Source organism: Phenylobacterium sp. SCN 70-31, from assembly GCF_001724605.1.
Classification (GTDB): Bacteria; Pseudomonadota; Alphaproteobacteria; order Caulobacterales; family Caulobacteraceae; genus Phenylobacterium.
In genome coordinates, this window is sequence record NZ_MEEX01000004.1 from 172,009 (window position 1) to 188,357 (window position 16,349).

Below are 16,349 nucleotides of genomic sequence, written 5' to 3' on the forward strand. Positions count from 1 at the left end.
CCGCCCTGAGTGTAGCGGATCGGGCTAAACTTCGTTTCGCAGCAGGAAATGGCCGGTCATGCCGGCGACGGGCTTGCTGCGGCTGTCCTGCCAGGCCTCGACCTGCACATTGGCCACGCGCCGGCCTACCTTGCGCAGGATGGCGCGGGCGTAGGTGTCGCGGGGACCGGCCGAGCGCAGGTACTCGATGGTGATGTCGATGGTCTTGGGGATGCGGCGGCCCGGCTGCGCCAGGGCCATCTGGGACAGCGCCGTGAGCTCCAGGAACGCGCCGATCACGCCGCCGTGGATCGCCGGCAGCATCGGGTTGCCGATCAGGTGCTGTGAGAAGGGTAGGACGGCCGTCATCTCGTCGCCCGCCAGCTCCACCCGCACGCCGAGGAAGCGGGCGTAGGGAACCCGCTGGAGAAAGGCTTCCACGCTTTCGAAGGGGCTTTCGCTCATCGGTCGCCTCTCCCGCCTCAGCTTCGCGTGTTGAGCATGAAGGCCGCCTGGGCCGTGGCCACGGGATCGCTTCGGTCCTCGTCCCAGGCTTCGGCGCGCACGAACCCGATGGAGCGGGTCATGCGGTAGGCGTGCGCCTCGCAGGTCAGGCCCGCGCGCGGCTTCGCCGGCCGCATGTAGTCGATCCGCAGATCCAGGGTGGCGATGGGCATGAGCGTGTCGCCGGCGGCGTTGATCGCCAGGCCGCAGGTGTGATCCAGCAGCGCGGTCACCACCCCCGAAGCGATGACGCCCGTCTCGGGGTCGCCCACGAGGTCCTCGCGCCAGGGAGTGGTCATCACCCCGCGGCCTTTCTCCACCGACACCAGGGTCATGCCCAGCGCCTGGGCGTGAGGCGCGAACTGGGTCATGCGCATCTGGATCGGCGCATCGCCGTAGGTCATGCCGGGGGGAACGGGATCTGAGGGGTCGGCCATGATCGCCGCGTAGGTCGCCGCCCGAGCGGAAGTCAATGCGGAGCCTTTCGCCCCGCCCTACATTTCAAGGCGATGATCCGGCCGCAGGACCTGCTCTGCCCGAGGCCCGAGGGCCTCTATTGCCCGCCCGGCGACTTCTACGTCGATCCGGCGCGGCCGGTGGACCGCGCCGTCGTCACCCATGGCCATTCCGACCACGCCCGCGCGGGCCACGGCGCCGTGCTGGCGACGCCCGAGACACTGGACATCATGGCCGAACGCTACGGCCAGGGCTTCGCCGCCCAGGTCCAGGCGGCGCCCTACGGCGAGCCCGCCGAGCGCGACGGAGTGGAGGTGACGCTGGTCCCGGCCGGCCACGTGCTGGGCTCGGCCCAGGCGGTGGTGCGCTGGAAGGGCCTGACGATCGTGGTCAGCGGCGACTACAAGCGGCGGCGCGATCCCACCTGCCCCCCGTTCGAGCCGGTTCCGTGCGACGTCTTCATCTCGGAGGCGACCTTCGGCCTGCCGGTCTTCCGCCATCCCGACGACCGCGAGGAGATCGCTCGCCTGCTGCGCTCGGTGGCGCAGTTCCCCGAGCGCAGCCACATCGTCGGCGCCTATGCCCTGGGCAAGGCGCAACGGATCATCCGCCTGCTGCGCGAGGCGGGCTGGGACCGGACCATCCACATCCACGGGGCGCTGGAGCGTCTGAACGCCCTCTACGAGCGGCGCGGCGTGGACCTGGGGCCGCTGGCGCCCGCCACGACGGCGAAGAAGGCCGACTTCGCCGGGGCCGTCGTGATCGCCCCGCCCTCGGCGCTCCAGGACCGCTGGAGCCGCCGCTTCCCCGACCCCGTCGGCGCCTTCGCCTCGGGCTGGATGCAGATCCGCGCCCGCGCGCGCCAGCGGGGCGTCGAGCTGCCGCTGGTGATCTCGGACCACGCCGACTGGGACGAGCTGACCGCCACGGTGGACGAGATCCGCCCCGGCGAACTGTGGATCACCCACGGCCGCGAGGAGGCCCTGGCCCGCTGGGCCCAGCTCCACGGGATCACGGCCCGCGCGCTGGCGCTGGTGGGGTACGACGACGAGGGCGAAGACTGAGGTGCGCGCCTTCGCCGAACTCCTCGACCGGCTGTCGCTGACCGCCTCGCGCAACGCCAAGCTGACGCTGGTGCGGGACTATCTGCGCGCGACGCCCGATCCCGACCGTGGCTGGGCGCTGGCGGCGCTGACGGGCGAGCTCACCTTCGACGCCGCCAAGCCGGCCTTCATCCGCAAGGCGGTCGAGGCGCGGATGGACGGCCAGCTCTTCGCCTGGAGCTACGACTATGTGGGCGACCTGGCCGAGACGGTGTCGCTGGTCTGGCCGGCGCGGCCGGGCGCGAACCGTGAGCCCGCGCTGAACGAGGTGATCGAGGCCCTGCGCACCGCGTCGCGCGCCGAGGTCCAGCGGCTGATCGAGGGCTGGCTCGACGCCTTGCCGACCCCCCGCGAGCGCTGGGCGCTGCTCAAGCTGATGACCGGCGCGCTGCGGGTGGGCATGACGGCGCGCCTCGCCAAGCGGGCGGCGGCCGAGATGGGGGGCGTGGAGGCGGCCGAGGTGGAGGAGCTGTGGCACGCCCTGCATCCGCCCTACGAGGACCTCTTCGCCTGGCTGGAGGGCCGGTCCGAGCGGCCGTCCGCCGACAATCCGGCGCGCTTCCGGCCCGTGATGCTGGCTCAGGCGCTGGACGAGGCCGTCGACTTCGCCCGGCTCGATCCCTCCGACTACACCGCCGAGTGGAAGTGGGACGGCATCCGTGTGCAGCTCGCCCACGAGGGCGGCCAGCGGCGGCTCTACACCCGCACCGGCGACGACATCTCGCGCGCCTTCCCCGACGTGCTGGAGGCGCTGGCGGACGAGGGCGTTGTGGACGGCGAGCTGCTGGTGGTGCGCGACGGCGCGCTGGCGCCGTTCGCCGACCTCCAGCAGCGGCTGAACCGCAAGACGGTGGACGCGAAGATGCTGGAGACCTTCCCTGCGGCCATCCGCGCCTACGACCTGCTCCACGAGGGGGACGAGGACCTGCGACCGCTGCCCTTCGCCGAGCGCCGGCGGCGGCTGGAGGCGTTCCTGGCGCGCCAGCCCGGCGCACGCCTGGATATCTCGCCGCTCCAGCCGTTCGGGACCTGGGCGGAACTGGCCGCCCTGCGCGCCGACCCGCCGGAGGGCGACGCCCGCCTGGCCGAGGGCGTGATGCTCAAGCGCCGTGACAGTCCCTACGAGGCCGGGCGACCGAAGGGACCCTGGTTCAAGTGGAAGCGCGACCCATTCACCGTGGATGCGGTGCTCATGTACGCCCAGCGCGGCCACGGAAAGCGCTCCAGCTTCTATTCCGACTACACCTTCGGCGTCTGGACACGGGACGACGCCGGCCAGCGGGCGTTGACCCCGGTGGGCAAGGCCTATTTCGGTTTCACCGACGAGGAACTGAAGGGCATCGACAAGTTCGTGCGCGACAACACCGTCGAGCGGTTCGGCCCGGTCCGTTCGGTCCGCGCCGAACCGCACCGGGGCCTGGTGTTCGAGGTGGCCTTCGAGGGCCTCCAGCGCTCGGCCCGCCACAAGTCGGGCGTGGCCATGCGTTTTCCTCGCATCAGCCGCATCCGCTGGGACAAGCCTCCGGGCGAAGCCGACGACCTCGAAGCGCTCGAACGCCTCCTGGCCCAGATCGAGAGGCGATAGGGCGGGTCGAAGGCCGACGAGCCTCGCCACGAACCCACACGAAAAACACCAATGAAGGGACCATCCCCGAGCCTCCGCGCGAGCGGGGGCCTCCGTCATGGAAACCACGGAAAACACAGAAGGACACGGAATCTCAGCTTCGCCTTCTGTGGTCTTCCGTGTTTTCCGTGGTTCTTCGATTCGTAGAGGCGGCGCTTCGCGGCCTCGCAGGACCCAACGCCGGCGCACGCCGCCCGTTCGTGTTTTCGTGTGGGTCCGTGGCCTGGAAAGACGCGGCCCTACGGCAGCAGGGCTTCCTTGGCGAGGAACGCCTTCAGGTCGCCGCCCTCGAACAGGACCCCGCGGATTCCCGCCCGAAGCGCGGCTTCCAGGTCCGACGGCTTGTCGCCGATCAGCATCGAGGCCTCGCGGTCGATGGGCCAGTCCTGAAGGGCCTGGAGGATCATCCCGGGATTGGGCTTGCGAAGGGGCGGGTCGGGATGGCGATAGGCCGGATCGGCGGCCTCGGGGTGCTGAGGCGCATGGTAGAAGGCGTCGATCCGTCCGCCTTCGGCCTTCAGGTCGTCCTGCATCCGCGCGTGCAGGGCATGGACCGCGTCCTCGGTGTAGTAGCCCCGGCCGACGCCCGACTGGTTCGTCACCACGATCACCAGCCAGCCCGCCCGGTTGAACGCCGCCACGGTCTCGCGCGCGCCGGACACCCAGGTGAAATCCTCCCATCGGTGCACATAGCCGCGGTCCTCGTTGAGCACGCCATCGCGGTCGAGGAACAGGGCCGGTCGGAGGGTTGAGGAGTCGGGCACGGCGTCAGCCTGGCGGGAAGATGTGGACAGCGGATTTCAAAAAGTCCGATTCCCCCTCTACGGTCGTGCAGGTTCTGTTGGCGAGGCGAAGTTGGCCGTTCTTACGATCCGCGACCTCACGGTCGATTTCGACACCCACGATAGCGTGGTCCGCGCCGTGCGAGGGGTCTCCCTGGAGGTGGGCCGGGGCGAGACCCTGGGCGTGGTCGGCGAGAGCGGATCGGGCAAGAGCCAGACCTTCATGTCGGTCATGGGGCTGCTGTCCCGCAACGGCCGCGCGTCGGGCTCGGCGCGGCTGCACGACCAGGAGCTGCTCGCGCTCTCGCCGCGCGCGCTGAACAAGGTCCGGGGCTCGAAGATGACCATGATCTTCCAGGACCCGCTCACGGCGCTCACGCCGCATGTGCGCATCGGCGAGCAGATCGCCGAACCCCTGCGCCTGCACCTGGGCCTCTCGGGCGCCGACGCCGAGCGCCGCGCCCTGGACTGGCTGGAGCGGGTGCGCATTCCCGACGCCCGCCGACGCCTGCGCCAGTATCCCCACGAGCTGTCGGGCGGGATGCGCCAGCGGGTGATGATCGCCGCCGCCATGGCCCCCGGCCCCGACCTGCTGATCGCCGACGAGCCGACCACGGCGCTGGACGTGACGGTGCAGGCCGAGATCCTCGACCTCATGGCCGAGCTCCAGCGCGACACCGGCGCGGCCATGGTGCTCATCACCCACGACATGGGCGTCATCGCCCGCCTGGCCGACCGGGTCTGCGTGATGAAGGACGGCGCCTATGTGGAGGAGGGGCCGGTGGCCGACATCTTCCAGCGCCCCGCCACCGACTACACCCGCGGCCTGCTGGCGGCGATCCCGCGCCTCGACCGCGCCGACCGTGGCGGACGCCCCGAGATCGGGCCTGTGGCTCCCGAGGCGCCGGTCGTGGTCGAAGGTCGCGACGTGAAGGTCCACTTCACCGTCCGCGAGGGCCTGCTGTCGCCGTCCCGCACCCTGCGGGCGGTGGACGGGGTGTCGTTCCAGGTGCGCGAGGGCGAGACCCTTGGGATCGTGGGGGAAAGCGGCTCGGGCAAGTCCACCCTGGCGCGTGCGGTCCTCAATCTGCTGCCGGCCAGCGCCGGCGCCGTCACCCTGCTAGGCCGCGACATCACCCATGCCGACCGCGAGACACTGCGTAAGGCCCGGCGCGATCTGCAGATCGTCTTCCAGGATCCGCTGGCCAGCCTCGATCCGCGCATGACCATCGGCGATTCCATCGCCGAGCCGCTGAGCGTCTTCCGGCCCGAGCTGACCCGCGCCCAGCGCGAGGCCGCGGCGCGCGAGATGATGGCGGCGGTCGAGCTGAACCCCGCGCTCATCAACCGCTATCCCCACGAACTGTCTGGCGGGCAGAACCAGCGCGTGGGGATCGCGCGCGCCATGATCCTGAAGCCGCGCCTGGTCATCTGCGACGAGGCTGTCTCGGCCCTCGACGTGGGCGTCCGCGCCCAGATCATCGACCTCCTCATCCGGCTCCAGCGCGAGATGGGCCTGGCGATGATCTTCATCAGCCACGACCTGGCGGTGGTGCGCGAGATCAGCCACCGGGTGCTGGTGCTCTACCTGGGCCGGGTCATGGAGTTGGCTGATCGTGATCAGATCTGGCAGGCGCCGCAGCACCCCTACACCAGGGCGCTCCTGTCGGCCGCGCCCATCCCCGATCCGGCCGTGGAGCGCACCCGCAAGCGCCTGCGCCTGGAGGGAGAGCCGCCCAGCCCGATGGATCCCGCCGCCGCCTTCCGCTTCGCGCCCTCGAAGGCCGCCGGCGGCGTCCCGCCCGACCTGAAGGAAGTGGCTCCGGGCCATCTGGTGGCGGAGTTCGACCCCGTCCCGTGAGCGCGCGGCCGGTGGGGATCGCGAGAGTCAGGCGTCTCGGGAAGTCCGGCGGGTTTCCGGGGCTTTCGCTGCAACGCGTTGCTCCCAAGCGCCGCCATCGTTAGGTTGCGCGCCTTTCCGCTCCCCGGCTTCAAAGACGCCTGATCCCATGACCCTCGACTTCGAAGACATCCTCGCTGCCCAGGCGCGGCTGGAGGGTCATATCGAGCGCACGCCCTGCCGCCATTCGCGGACGCTCTCCGAAATCACCGGCGCCGAGGTGTGGGTGAAGTTCGAGAACCACCAGTTCACGGCCGCCTACAAGGAGCGCGGCGCGCTCAACAAGCTGCTGCTGCTGGGCGAGAACGTCCGCAGCCGCGGCGTGATCGCCGCTTCGGCCGGCAACCACAGCCAGGGCCTCAGCTACCACGCCGCGCGGCTGGGCATCCCGGTCACCATCGTGATGCCCAAGGGCACGCCCTTCGTGAAGGTGCAGCAGACGCGGGCCCACGGCGCCGAGGTGCTGATCGAGGGCGACAGCTACGACGAGGCCTCGGCCCACGCACGCAAGGTCTGCGACGACCGCGAGCTGACCTTCGTCCATCCCTTCGACGACGTGGACGTCATGGCCGGCCAGGGCACCGTGGCGATCGAGATGTTGCAGGATGTGCCCGACCTGGAGGTCCTGCCCATCCCCATCGGCGGCGGCGGCCTGATCGCGGGCATGGCGACCGCGGCCAAGCACATCAAGCGGGATATCCGCATCGTGGGCCTGGAGCCCGCCATGTTCCCGTCGTTCACGGCCCGCATGCGCGGCGTCCGTACGGCCCAGGTGAACGGCGCCTCCACCATCGCCGAGGGCATCGCGGTGAAGGAGGTGGGCGAGCACACCTATGCGATCGCACGCCCGCTGATCGACGAGGTGCTGCTCATCGAGGAGCCGCACTTCGAGCGCGGCATCGCGCTATACTGCAACGTCGAGAAGACCGTGACCGAGGGCGCCGGCGCCGCGTCCCTGGCCGGGCTGCTGGCCTATCCCGAGCGCTTCCGCGGCAAGAAGTGCGGTCTGGTGATCACCGGCGGCAACATCGACACCCGGCTGCTGGCCTCGGTGCTGACCCGCGAGCTGGTGCGTGAGAGCCGTATCGTCTCGCTCCGCATCATCGGCGACGATCGTCCGGGCCTGCTCGCCAACGTCTCGCTGATCATCGGCCAGATGGGCGCCAACATCATCGAGGTGGCGCACAACCGCCTGGCGCTCGACGTGCCGGCCAAGGGCGCCGAGTTCGACGTCATGATCGAGACCCGCGACGCCCAGCACACCAACGAGGTGATGGACGCGCTGCGCGAGCGCGGCTACCCGCCCCGTGTGGTCTGACCCTGGCGCTTCCGCCGCGCCGACAACGCCCCGGAGAGTTCCATGAAGCGCATGTTCGTCCTGGCCGCCGCAGTGCTGGCGCTGGCCGCCTGCGACCGCACGCCCAAGGTCGCCGAGCCCGGCGTCCCGGTCCCGCAGTCCGAGGCCTCCAAGGCGTTCATGGCCAAGGTGGGCAAGGAGGAGGGCGTGAAGGTCCTCGAATCGGGCCTGGCCTACAAGGTCGTGCGTTCTGGACCGGAAGCGGGCCTGAAGCCCGGACCGGACGATGAGGTGAAGGTCCACTACGAAGGCAAGCTGGAGGACGGCTCGGTCTTCGACTCTTCGTACGAGCGCGGGCAGCCTGCCGCCATGCCGCTGAACCGCCTCATTCCGGCCTGGCAAGAGGCGCTCCAGCTCATGCGACCGGGCGACGAATGGATCCTCTACGTGCCGTCCAACCTGGGCTACGGCGAAGAAGGCTCAGGGCGCATCCCGCCGGGGGCGCCGCTCATCTTCCGGATCGAGCTGATCGACGCCCTGCCGGCGCCGGGCCGGGTCCAGCGGGGATAGATGGCCGGGGCGGAGCCGCCGCAGGTCTTCCTCGTCACCCTCGAAGCCGTCGAGGCGCCCGGCGACGTCCCCCTGACGGTCCTGGCGTTCGCCCGGGCGGGTGACGAGGCCGCCGCCCAGGCTGCGGCGGTCGCCGAACTCGAGGGTTTCGGCTGGCGTGACATCCGCCCCCTGCGGGTCGGTGAACTGATCGACCGTGACGCCCTTCCCGACGACTTCCGCGACGCCGTCGCCAATGCAGACCGCTTCGGTTGCGGGCTGATCGTCTATGACGAGCCCTGAACGTCGGCTTTCCTTTGAGCCTCGCGTCCCGCGGAGCTAAGTCTTGCCGATGACCTCCGACCTCTATCCCGCGGCGAGGGACCTGCTGGCGACGCTGATCGGGTTCGACACGACGTCGCGCGGCTCGAACCTGGCGCTTGTCGAATGGGTCGAGGGCTATCTGGACAGGCTTGGCGCCACGCACCGCCGCGTACCGAACCCCGACGGGACCAAGTCGAACCTGCTGGCCACCCTCGGTCCCGCTGCGCCCGGCGGCGTCGTCCTGTCGGGACATACCGACGTGGTGCCCGTGGACGGCCAGCCCTGGTCCAGTGACCCGTTCGTCCTCACCGAGCGCGACGGACGCCTCTATGGCCGGGGGACGTGCGACATGAAGGGCTTCCTGGCCCTGGCCCTCGCCGCCGCGCCCGAGTTGGCGAGGACCGCGCGCCGTCCCGTCCACCTGGCCTTCTCGTACGATGAGGAGATCGGCTGCCTGGGGGCGCCGGCCATGATCGAGGTGATCCGGCGGGAACTCCCCGCCCCCGCCGTGGTCGTGGTGGGCGAGCCCACCAGCATGGAGGCGGTGAACGGCCACAAGGGGATCGCCACCTTCCACGTCACCGTCACCGGTCGCGAGGCCCATTCCAGCCAGACGCATCTGGGCGTCTCGGCGATCATGGAGGCCGTTCCGCTGATGGCGCGCCTGCGGACGCTGGCCGAGCAGCTCCAGGCCGAGGCCGACCCCGCCTCGCCGTTCATGCCGAAGGGGCCCACCCTGACCATCGGCATGATCGAGGGCGGCACCGCGCACAACATCCTGGCGCGGGAGTGCCGCTTCGTCTTCGACCTGCGCACACCCGGCGGTCGCACGCCGGCTGAGATCGTCGTCCCGTTCCTGGCCGAGGCGAAGGCGCTGGACGCGGCGCTCAAGGCCAGGGCGCCCGAGGCCGGCGTCACGGTCGAGATGCGCACCGACGTGCCGGCCTTCACCCCCGAGCGCGACGGGGCGGCCGAAGCCTTCGTCCGTCGCCTGACCGGCGACAACGGCCCACCGCGCGTGGTGGCCTACGCCGCCGAGGCGGGCCAGTTCCAGCAGGCCGGCTTCTCCACCGTCATCTGCGGCCCGGGCTCGATCGACCAGGCGCACCAGCCGGACGAATACGTCGACATCTCCCAGATGCAGCGCGGCGCCCTCTTCATGCGCCGCCTGATCGAATGGGCTGCGGAAGGCTGAATGTCCCCCACCCTCCGCGTGAGCGGAGGCTCAGTCATGGAACCACGGAAAACACAGAAGACATGGAAGTCGCGGCTTCGCCTTCTGTATTTTCCGTAGTTCCTCAAATTCGGGAGATCGCCGCTCCGCGGCCTCGCAGGATCATCTGCCGGCGCCCCCGCCGCACGTTCGCGTTCTTTCGTGTTTTCGTGGTCAGTCCCTACGGCGAGGCGGTGGCCTCAGGGGTCGGATCACCGGCCTGCGGCCCGAGAGATCGCGGGGGTTCCAGGTCATGGCCTTCGCCACCTGCAAGACCGACGCCGTGCGTAGCCGCTGCACCTCGCGGCGGGCGCGGAACATGGCCGGCGCGCCCGCGAAGGCCGCGCGGACGGCGCGCAGGATCAGCCGGATGTGCGGCCGGTTCTCCCGCCGAAGGTAGATCGCCGTCAGCGCCAGCAGGTGCAGCGGGACGACCAGCGGCAGGAGCAGGGCTGGCGTGTTCTTGAACAGCACCCAGAAGCGGTTCCGCGTGCCGTGGAAGACTGCGAACTCCGACTTTCGCCCCCCGCTGGACGCCGAGCCCTCGTGCAGGACCACCGCATCGGGGACCAGCAGCGTCGGCTCGTCGGCGAGCTGAAGCCGGTAGCCCAGGTCCACGTCCTCGCCGTAGCAGAAGAACGCCTCGTCGAAGCCACCCAGGCGCAGGAACAGAGCCCGGTCGATCATCATCGCCGCGCCGCAGGGGCTGAACACCTCACCCTCAACCGCCTGGCCGCGGTCCGGGTTCAGGTAGCCGCCGCGGTAGGGGATGCCGGTGATGCTCATCACGTCGCCCAGGCCGTCCAGCATCCCCGGCGCGTCGGCCGCCATCTGGCGAGAAGTGAAGGACGAGACCTGCGCATGGCGTTCCGCCGCCGCCACGAGACGCGCCAGCCAGTCGGGCTGCGCGTAGGCGTCCGGATTCAGCAGCACCAGCCAGCGGCCTCGCCCCTCGCGCGCCGCCTGGTTGCCCGCGCCGGTGAACCCCAGGTTCTCCGCGTTGCGGATCAGCCGCGCCCAGGGAAAGGCCTCCGCGATGGTCGCGTCGCCCGGGTCGGGCGAGGCGTTGTCGATCACCAGGGCCTCGAAATCGCGGAAGGTCTGGGCGCCCAGATGCTCCAGGCAGGCGCGCAGCGTCGGTCCCGAGTTGTAGGCGATGACGCACACGGTGACGGCCGGGGTCTTGTCATCGTCCCTGCGCTGCGTCATGCGACGGCCACACCTGTCACTGCTGGATCCGAAATGACGACGATCACGCCGCTCGCCATCCCCGACGTGCTGCTTATCACGCCCAAGCGTCATGGCGATGCGCGGGGCTGGTTCGCCGAGACCTGGAGCGTCAAGGCGCTGGCGGGAACGGTCGCCGACACCACGTTCGTCCAGGACAACCAGGCGTTCAGCGCGGCGAAGGGCACGTTGCGCGGCCTGCACTTCCAGCTCGCGCCGAACGCCCAGGGCAAGCTGATCCGGGCGCTCAGGGGCGCCATCTTCGACGTGGCGGTGGATATCCGCGTCGGCTCGCCCACCCACGGCCAGTGGGTCGGCGCCGAGCTGACCGCCGAGGGCGGTGAGCAGCTCTGGGTCCCCCGGGGCTTCGCCCACGGCTACTGCACGATCACCGACGACTGCGAGATCTTCTACAAGGTCGACGGCCCCTACGCGCCCCAGAGCGAGGGCGGGATCATCTGGAACGATCCCGACCTTGCGATCCCCTGGCCGCTCGACGGCGAGCCGCTGCTTTCCCAGAAGGACACCGTGCTGCCGCGCCTGAAGGACCTCGGGCCGGTGGCGTTCTAGCCGCCCCACTCCTCCAGCACCGACGTGTCGGCCTCTGCGGGCGTCCGGACGGCTCTGAGCGTCGCGAACGCCTCGGGGGCCAGACATTGCGACAACGCCCAGACGGCCGCCCCTCGCACCAGCGGCGAGGGGTCGTCCAACAGTCGTTCGGCCTCGGTCGTCAGGTTGGCGACGCCCGAGTTGCCGATGGCGTAGAGGACGTTGCGGACGAACCGGTCGCGGCCGATCCGCTTGACCGGGTTCTTGCGGAAGAGGTCGCGGAAGGCCGGGTCGTCCAGGCGGGCCAGGTCGGCCAGCGCCGGCGCGTTCAGCGCCTCCCTGGCGGCCAGCTTCTGCTCCCGCCCCTGCTGGGCGAACTTGTTCCAGGGGCAGACCGCCAGGCAGTCGTCGCAACCGTAGATGCGGTTGCCCAGGGCGGGGCGGAATTCCCGCGGGATCGGCCCCTTAAGTTCGATGGTCAGGTACGAGATGCAGCGCCGGGCGTCGAGCTGGAACGGCGCTGGGAAGGCGTCGGTAGGGCACACGTCCAGACACGCCCGGCAGGTCCCGCAGGTCATCGATTCGGGAGCGTCGGGCGTCAGCTCCAGCGTGGTCAGGATCGAGCCCAGGAACAGCCAGGAGCCGAACTCCCGGCTGACCAGATTGGTGTGCCGCCCCTGCCAGCCGACGCCGGCGCGCTCGGCCAGCGGCTTTTCGAGCAGCGGCGCGGTGTCCACGAACACCTTGAGCTCGCCGCCGAACCGCGCCTGGAGCCAGCGACCCAGCGCCTTCAGGCGCGCCTTGATCACCTCGTGATAGTCGTCACCCCGGGCGTAGACGCTGATCGCGCCCCGGGCCGGCTGCGCAAGGACGGCCATCGGGTCGTCGTCGGGGCCGTAGTTCACCCCCAGCACGATGGCCGATCGCGCGTCGGCCCACATGGCGCGCGGGTGACGGCGGCGCTCGGCCGTCTCGGCCATCCAGCCCATCTCGCCGTGACGGCCGGCGTCCACGAATTCGAGCAGGCGCGCCGCGGCGGGCCAGGCTTCGTCGATGTCGGTGAAGCGGCAGAGGTCGAAGCCCAGGGCGGCGGCCTCGGCCCGGATCAGCTCTTCGCGCTCAGAAGTCGAGGTCGTCATAGTGGCCGGCGGGCGCGAGGCCCGGCCAGCGGTCGGCCAGGAGCGGCCGGAAACACGGCCGGGACTTCATCTTCATGTACCACGTCTTCACCGCCGGCGCGTCGCGCCAGGGCACGTCGCCGAAGTAGTCGATGACCGACATGTAGGCCGCGGCCGTGAAATCGGCGAGCGACAGGCGCTTGCCCGCCAGCCACTCGCGCGCCTGGAGCAGGTCGTCCAGCATGAAGAGATGCGATTTCAGAGCGTCCTTGCCCTGGCGCAGGTTGGCCAGCTCGGGCGGCCCAAGCCCCAGCAGCCGCTTCTCGATCTTCTCGTGAAGGATGTAGCCCGAGGCCTCGAACTCGAACTTGCGCTCGAACCAGGTCATCAGCCGGCGGGCTTCGGCCCGCTCTGCCGGCGTGTCGGCCATCAGCGCGGGTTCGGGGCAGGACTCCATCAGGTGGTCCACGATCGCGCGGCTCTCGCACAGGACGAGGGGCGGCGCGTCGCCGGCCGTCTCCACCAGCACCGGGACCATTCCCGACGGATTCAGCTTGGTGAGGTCCCGCGGGCGTTCCCAGTAGCGAACGGACACGTCGGTGAACGCCAGCCGCTTCTCGCCCAGCACGAGGCGCGCGAGCCGCGAGGCGGGGTCCAGCGGGAAGTGGTGGAGGGTGCGTTCGACGCTCATGCAGGCCGCGCCTCTTACGCGAATCGACGAAACGCCAACAGACGCTCCGGGTCTTAAGGGCTCGTTTACTTCGCCACGTCGGGTGCGCAGCCCCACTCGCCCGTGAGGCGAATGAAAGGCTTTCCGGTCGGCCTATCTCGCGACGCTGGCGCGCGCCCGCTGCAGGGTGCGGCGGGCGCCGGCCGGCTCGGATTCAGCGTCGTTCAGCGTCGTCAGCAGGGCGGTCTTGAGCGCGTTGCCTTTCCGCGCGTCGGTGAGCTTCTGGCCCGCCGCGTCGACGACGTAGAAGGCGTCCACGGCGCGCTCCCCGTAGCTGTCGATGTGGGCCGAGGTGATCTGGAGTCCGGTGTCCGAGAGCGTCCGGGCGAGGCCGGCCAGCAGGCCGGTGCGGTCGCGGCCCGACGCCTCCACCACGGTGGCGGTCTCGGACGCCTCGTTGTCGAGCATCACCGTGGGCGTGATGGCGAAGGCGGCCGCCCGTCCGAGATCCTGGCGGCGGCGTTCCTGAGGGGTTGGCTCGCCCCGCGCCGCGCCGGCCAGGGCATCGGCCAGCCGCTGCAAAGTCCTGGGATCGTCGGCGCCGAACGGAGCGCCCGTCACGTCCTGGACGTAGAAGATGTCGAGCGCCTGTCCCGAGCGCGAGGTGAAGACGCGCGCGCCCATGACGCTGGCGCCGGCTCCGGTGATCGCCTCGGCGAGGTCGACGAACAGGCGTGGGCGGTCGGCCGCCGCCACCACGACCTCCGAAGCGTTCAGGTCCGGGCGGACGCGGCCCTCGGCGGCGCTGCCCGCGGCCTTGGCCGCGCGGGCGAGGCGGGCGTGGATCAGCACCTCCTCGTCGCTGAACGCCGTGAAGTAGGCGTCCTCCATCGCGTCGCCCCAGCTCTCGGCCGCCCGGTCGGCCTTGGCCAGGCGGACGCGGGCGTCATAGGCCGCGTTCTCCTGATAGCGGCGCAGGGCGGCGGCGGCGTCCGAGCCGCGGCCCCCCCGGAACACCGCCTCGGTGGCGTTGTAGAGCTCGCGCATGAGCTGGCCCTTCCAGCCGTTCCAGACTCCCGGCCCCACGGCGCGGATGTCGGCCACGGTCAGGACGAGGAGAAGGCGCAGGCGTTCGGGCGTCTGCACGATGCGCGCGAAGTCGGCCACGGTGCGTGGATCGGAGACGTCGCGCTTCTGGGCGAAGTCGCTCATCACCAGGTGGTGTTCCACCAGCCAGGCGACCAGCTCGATCTTCGAGCGGTCCAGGCCCAGGCGCTCACCCGCCTGGCGCGCGGCCCGGGCGCCGGCCACTTCCTGTCCCCCGGCGCCGCCCTTGCCCGTGTCGTGCAGAAGCATGGCCAGGAACAGCGCCTCGCGGTCGGCGATCAGCGGCATGATCTGCGTGGCTAGAGGGTGGTCTTCGGTGAGCCGGCCCGCGGCGATATCGGCGATCACCCCGACGGCCCGCAGCGTATGCTCGTCCACCGTGTAGGAGTGGTACATGTTGAACTGCATCTGGGCGACGATACGCCCCCACTCGGGCAGGTAGCGGCCCAGAACGCCCGCCTCGTTCATCAGCGTCAGCGTGGTGCGCGGATCGCGCCCCCGGGCCAGGATGTCCAGGAACACCCGCGCCGCGTGACCGTCTCGTCTTACGGCCGAGGTGATCAGGTTGATGTTGCGCGACGCCGCCGTGAAGGCGTCGGGATGCAGGTCGAGGTTCCGCTGGTCGGCGATCCTGAACAGTCGCAGCAGGTTGACCGGGTCCTGCCGGAAGAGTTCGGGATCGACGTCCAGCCGGCCGCCTTCCTCGGAGAAGCCGGGCTCGTCCAGCGGCTTGCGCTTGACCTTGCGGTTGGGGATGAAGCGGCTGATGCCCTTGGGCGCCATCTTCATCTGCTCGGCTTCGAGCTTGGCGGCGAACACCCGCGTCAGGGCGCCCACGTCCTTGGCGATCAGGAAGTAGCGCCGCATGAAGCGCTCGACGGCCGGCGCGTCGCCGCGGTCGCCATAGCCCATGCGCCGGGCGATCTCGGGCTGGAGGTCGAAGGAGAGGCGCTCTTCCGGCCGGCCGGTGGTGAAATGCAGATGGCTGCGGACCGCCCAGAGGAAGTCGAAGGCCACGATGAACGCCCGGACCTCGCGCCGGTCGAACATCTCCAGCTGCATCACGCGTTCCATCGTCTCGCCGGGATGCAGGTACTGGGCGATCCAGAAGAGGGTGTTGAGGTCGCGCAGGCCGCCCTTGCCCTCCTTGAGGTTGGGTTCGACCATGTAGCGGCTGGCGCCCGCGCGGGCGTGGCGTTCGTCGCGCTCCTTCAGCTTGGCCGCGACGAACTCGGCCCCCGTGCCACGGACCACCTCGTCGCGGAACCGTCGGACCAGTTCGGCCGCCAGGCGCTCGTCTCCGGTCAGGCGCCGCGCCTCCAGGATCGAGGTGCGGATGGTGTAGTCCTCGCGGCTGAGCTTGAGGCACTCCTCGACGGTCCGCGAGGCGTGGCCGACTTTGAAGCCCAGATCCCACAGGGCGTAGAGCATGTATTCGATCACGCTCTCGGCGTGCGCCGTCTGCTTGTAGGGCCGCACGAACAGCAGATCGATGTCGGAATAGGGCGCCAGGGTGCCGCGTCCGTAGCCGCCCACCGCCATCAGCGCCAGCCGCTCGCCCTCGGTGGGATTGCGGGCCCGGAAGATGTGGACCGTGGTGAAATCGTAGAGCGCCGAGATCACCTCGTCGGTCACGCCCGAGAGCAGGCGGGCGGTCTCGATGCCGCCGGCGCCGTTCTCCAGGCGCTCCTTGGCGATCATGCGGCCGCGGAACAGCGCCGCCTTCAGGATGTCGAGCGCCGCCTTGCGCTGCGCCTGCTCGTCGCCGAGGTTCTCAAGCGCCGCCGTCGAAAGCTGCGAACGCAGCTTCACGCCGTCGACGACGTATTCCAGACGGGTGGGTTTCAGGCGCGTGGGCATGGGCGAAGAGCCATATAGGCCCTTTCGTTAACGGGCGCAGGAGGTTCGTGCTTTTCCTCGCGCGCGCCGCCCGCTATCCCGCCCGCC

Annotated in this window: 15 protein-coding genes; 8 read left to right on the forward strand and 7 right to left on the reverse strand. The window is 70.3% G+C overall.

The window, feature by feature from the left end:
* Positions 1 to 24 precede the first annotated feature (24 nt).
* Both ABS78_RS03115 and ABS78_RS03120 read right to left on the reverse strand, forming a co-directional pair.
* The gene (locus ABS78_RS03115; RefSeq protein ID WP_293374781.1) at positions 25 to 444 is read right to left on the reverse strand and encodes a PaaI family thioesterase; all 420 of its coding nucleotides are present in this window, start codon (positions 442 to 444) and stop codon (positions 25 to 27) included.
* 17 nt (positions 445 to 461) lie between these two features.
* Positions 462 to 956 (reverse strand): PaaI family thioesterase, encoded by a 495-nt coding sequence (locus tag ABS78_RS03120; RefSeq protein ID WP_293374783.1) that lies wholly within the window; start codon positions 954 to 956, stop codon positions 462 to 464.
* Between the two features lie 36 nt (positions 957 to 992).
* Between ABS78_RS03120 and ABS78_RS03125 the strand changes: the two genes are divergently transcribed.
* Together ABS78_RS03125 and ABS78_RS03130 are read left to right on the forward strand one after the other, a co-directional pair.
* Complete coding sequence (locus tag ABS78_RS03125; protein ID WP_293374785.1) at positions 993 to 2,003, forward strand: ligase-associated DNA damage response exonuclease; 1,011 nt, start codon at positions 993 to 995, stop codon at positions 2,001 to 2,003.
* Between the two features lies 1 nt (position 2,004).
* Positions 2,005 to 3,627 carry a cisplatin damage response ATP-dependent DNA ligase gene (locus ABS78_RS03130; protein WP_293374787.1) on the forward strand — a complete coding sequence of 541 codons (1,623 nt, stop codon included), beginning with the start codon at positions 2,005 to 2,007 and terminating at the stop codon, positions 3,625 to 3,627.
* 278 nt (positions 3,628 to 3,905) lie between these two features.
* On the opposite strand, the gene ABS78_RS03135 is transcribed toward ABS78_RS03130, so the two are convergent.
* The gene (locus ABS78_RS03135) at positions 3,906 to 4,430 is read right to left on the reverse strand and encodes an HAD family hydrolase (RefSeq protein WP_293374789.1); all 525 of its coding nucleotides are present in this window, start codon (positions 4,428 to 4,430) and stop codon (positions 3,906 to 3,908) included.
* 91 nt (positions 4,431 to 4,521) lie between these two features.
* On the opposite strand from ABS78_RS03135, the gene ABS78_RS03140 reads away from it, so the two are divergent.
* From ABS78_RS03140 to argE, 5 genes are all read left to right on the forward strand, one after another.
* Positions 4,522 to 6,309 (forward strand): dipeptide ABC transporter ATP-binding protein, encoded by a 1,788-nt coding sequence (locus tag ABS78_RS03140; RefSeq protein WP_293374791.1) that lies wholly within the window; start codon positions 4,522 to 4,524, stop codon positions 6,307 to 6,309.
* Positions 6,310 to 6,457: 148 nt separating this feature from the next.
* On the forward strand, positions 6,458 to 7,666 hold the full coding sequence (locus ABS78_RS03145) for a threonine ammonia-lyase (RefSeq protein ID WP_293374793.1): 1,209 nt from the start codon (positions 6,458 to 6,460) through the stop codon (positions 7,664 to 7,666).
* A 42-nt stretch (positions 7,667 to 7,708) separates the two neighbouring features.
* Positions 7,709 to 8,215, forward strand: a complete 507-nt coding sequence (locus ABS78_RS03150; RefSeq protein ID WP_293374795.1) for an FKBP-type peptidyl-prolyl cis-trans isomerase — start codon at positions 7,709 to 7,711, stop codon at positions 8,213 to 8,215.
* Positions 8,216 to 8,497 (forward strand): hypothetical protein, encoded by a 282-nt coding sequence (locus ABS78_RS03155; protein WP_293374797.1) that lies wholly within the window; start codon positions 8,216 to 8,218, stop codon positions 8,495 to 8,497.
* Positions 8,498 to 8,546: 49 nt separating this feature from the next.
* Positions 8,547 to 9,713, forward strand: coding sequence for an acetylornithine deacetylase (gene argE, locus ABS78_RS03160; protein ID WP_293375460.1), 1,167 nt, complete (start codon positions 8,547 to 8,549; stop codon positions 9,711 to 9,713).
* A 192-nt stretch (positions 9,714 to 9,905) separates the two neighbouring features.
* Here the strand turns inward: argE and ABS78_RS03165 are convergent, their stop codons facing one another.
* Positions 9,906 to 10,940, reverse strand: coding sequence for a glycosyltransferase family 2 protein (locus tag ABS78_RS03165; protein ID WP_293374798.1), 1,035 nt, complete (start codon positions 10,938 to 10,940; stop codon positions 9,906 to 9,908).
* Positions 10,941 to 10,973: 33 nt separating this feature from the next.
* Between ABS78_RS03165 and rfbC the strand changes: the two genes are divergently transcribed.
* Positions 10,974 to 11,528, forward strand: a complete 555-nt coding sequence (rfbC, locus tag ABS78_RS03170) for a dTDP-4-dehydrorhamnose 3,5-epimerase (protein WP_293374800.1) — start codon at positions 10,974 to 10,976, stop codon at positions 11,526 to 11,528.
* On the opposite strand, the gene queG is transcribed toward rfbC, so the two are convergent.
* From queG to ABS78_RS03185, 3 genes are all read right to left on the reverse strand, one after another.
* Positions 11,525 to 12,646, reverse strand: a complete 1,122-nt coding sequence (queG, locus tag ABS78_RS03175; RefSeq protein WP_293374802.1) for a tRNA epoxyqueuosine(34) reductase QueG — start codon at positions 12,644 to 12,646, stop codon at positions 11,525 to 11,527. The genes rfbC and queG overlap by 4 nt on opposite strands.
* On the reverse strand, positions 12,627 to 13,316 hold the full coding sequence (locus tag ABS78_RS03180; RefSeq protein ID WP_293374804.1) for a glutathione S-transferase family protein: 690 nt from the start codon (positions 13,314 to 13,316) through the stop codon (positions 12,627 to 12,629). The genes queG and ABS78_RS03180 overlap by 20 nt, the downstream gene beginning before the upstream one ends.
* A gap of 132 nt (positions 13,317 to 13,448) precedes the next feature.
* Positions 13,449 to 16,262: a [protein-PII] uridylyltransferase gene (locus tag ABS78_RS03185; RefSeq protein ID WP_293374806.1), complete on the reverse strand. Its 2,814-nt coding sequence runs from the start codon at positions 16,260 to 16,262 to the stop codon at positions 13,449 to 13,451.
* Positions 16,263 to 16,349: the final 87 nt, after the last annotated feature.

Excerpts from the sequence above, each read along its gene's own strand:
- ABS78_RS03180 (WP_293374804.1), bottom strand. The coding sequence starts at position 13,316 with ATGAGCGTCGAACGCACCCTCCACCACTTCCCGCTGGACCCCGCCTCG.
- ABS78_RS03150 (WP_293374795.1), top strand. The coding sequence starts at position 7,709 with ATGAAGCGCATGTTCGTCCTGGCCGCCGCAGTGCTGGCGCTGGCCGCC.
- ABS78_RS03145 (WP_293374793.1), top strand. The coding sequence starts at position 6,458 with ATGACCCTCGACTTCGAAGACATCCTCGCTGCCCAGGCGCGGCTGGAG.
- ABS78_RS03125 (WP_293374785.1), top strand. The coding sequence starts at position 993 with ATGATCCGGCCGCAGGACCTGCTCTGCCCGAGGCCCGAGGGCCTCTAT.
- argE (WP_293375460.1), top strand. The coding sequence starts at position 8,547 with ATGACCTCCGACCTCTATCCCGCGGCGAGGGACCTGCTGGCGACGCTG.
- ABS78_RS03115 (WP_293374781.1), bottom strand. The coding sequence starts at position 444 with ATGAGCGAAAGCCCCTTCGAAAGCGTGGAAGCCTTTCTCCAGCGGGTT.
- ABS78_RS03165 (WP_293374798.1), bottom strand. The coding sequence starts at position 10,940 with ATGACGCAGCGCAGGGACGATGACAAGACCCCGGCCGTCACCGTGTGC.
- ABS78_RS03185 (WP_293374806.1), bottom strand. The coding sequence starts at position 16,262 with ATGCCCACGCGCCTGAAACCCACCCGTCTGGAATACGTCGTCGACGGC.
- queG (WP_293374802.1), bottom strand. The coding sequence starts at position 12,646 with ATGACGACCTCGACTTCTGAGCGCGAAGAGCTGATCCGGGCCGAGGCC.
- ABS78_RS03155 (WP_293374797.1), top strand. The coding sequence starts at position 8,216 with ATGGCCGGGGCGGAGCCGCCGCAGGTCTTCCTCGTCACCCTCGAAGCC.
- rfbC (WP_293374800.1), top strand. The coding sequence starts at position 10,974 with ATGACGACGATCACGCCGCTCGCCATCCCCGACGTGCTGCTTATCACG.